A 1575-nucleotide genomic window follows, 5' to 3' on the forward strand; every position below is an offset into this window, starting at 1 on the left:
TTATACTATTACTTTCTCGTATTTTTGTATATAATATAAATATATTATAAATAGATATATATCTAATATAGATATATAAAACCTAATGGTTTTACTGTTGTTGTGAGTGTTGAAAATAAATAATATATAATTATTATGCCTTATATATTCTATAGTTTTTTTCGACCATTCATGATACCATAAAATATAAGTTTTATTTTTTATTTTAAAGGAGTGATTTTATGCCACTTATTGACTTAGCGTTAGTCAACGATGTATGGACCTTGAAACTGTCCATGATTCAAACTGTAGGCCTCGCTGTAATCACGTTATTCATTGGTACTTGGATTAACAAGCATTCCAAGTTCTTACAACGTATGTGTATGCCTGCACCAGCTGTAGGGGCTTTGCCATTTGCATTCTTAACTGCCATTCTTTCTTACTACAAGATTTTGAACATTACCTTTGAAGGTTCCCTACAAACATTCTTAATGCTTGCCTTCTTTACCACTATCGGTTTGATGGCTTCTTTGAAAGTCCTCAAAAAAGGCGGTATCTTCATTATCTTCTTCTTCCTTGCTTGTGCAGTATGGATTGTTGTACAAAATACAGCAGGTATTATGATTGCTAAAGCTTTAGGTATTGAACCAATCATCGGTATTATGGCTGGTTCCGTATCCATGATTGGTGGTCTTGGTACTGCTGGCGCCTTCGGCCCATATTACGAACAATTGCTTGGTATCCCTGGTACAGCATCAGCAGCGGTTGCAGCCGCAACATTCGGCATGGTAGCTGGTACAATTCTCGGTGCTCCTGTAGGTGAACGCATTATTAAAATGCACAAAGTTAAAACACCTTACGAAAATCCTGAGTTAATGGAAGATGAAGGCATCGACATGATCGAAGATCACGTTGAAAGTGGTGGCAAACAATTTAATTCTCAAGACCTTTTAACAATCTGTATGTGGATTGGCCTTGCATTAGGTATCGGTACTATCGTAAGTGCTGGTTTGTCTATCTTAACTCCACTACCTGCGTACATCGGCGCAATGATTTGTGCAGCTGTAATCCGTAACTTCGGTGACTTCACTAAAGCTTACAAAATCAACGATGCAGCTCTTGATGCAGTATCCAATGTAGCATTATCTCTATTCGTAACTATGGCTATCAATAGCTTGAAACTAGTTCAATTAATCGATCTTGCTTTACCACTTATTACAATCTTAGTTGCACAAATGGTACTTATCTGTGTATTTGCATACCTTATCTACTTCCTATTTGGTCGCAACTACGATGCAGTTATGCTTGGTTCTGGCGCTATCGGCTTCGGTCTAGGCGCTACACCAAATGCGTTGGTTAATATGTTATCCTTGGCAAGTAAACACGGCCCATCCCCTCGTGCATGGCTCGTGGTTTCCTTGGTAGGTGCATTCTTAATCGACTTTGTTAATGCTTTCCTAATTACAACAATGGCTGGCATTCTTTACTAAATAAAAAGGACCCATTCGGGTCCTTTTTTTATGAAAAGAGCTCATTAGAATGATATATTATTAATCTAATGAGCTCTTTTTACATTATCCCTGTCTCTTATACACA

Annotated in this window: 1 protein-coding gene; it reads left to right on the forward strand. The window is 37.4% G+C overall.

Annotated features, from left to right (window positions below; translation table 11 throughout):
* Positions 1-221: 221 nt before the first annotated feature.
* The gene (locus QZ334_RS08320; RefSeq protein WP_295233619.1) at positions 222-1469 is read left to right on the forward strand and encodes a sodium/glutamate symporter; all 1248 of its coding nucleotides are present in this window, start codon (positions 222-224) and stop codon (positions 1467-1469) included.
* Positions 1470-1575 lie beyond the last annotated feature (106 nt).

Source organism: Veillonella sp. (genome assembly GCF_019414865.1).
GTDB lineage: Bacteria > Bacillota > Negativicutes > Veillonellales > Veillonellaceae > Veillonella.

Excerpts from the sequence above, each read along its gene's own strand:
- QZ334_RS08320 (WP_295233619.1), top strand. The coding sequence starts at position 222 with ATGCCACTTATTGACTTAGCGTTAGTCAACGATGTATGGACCTTGAAA.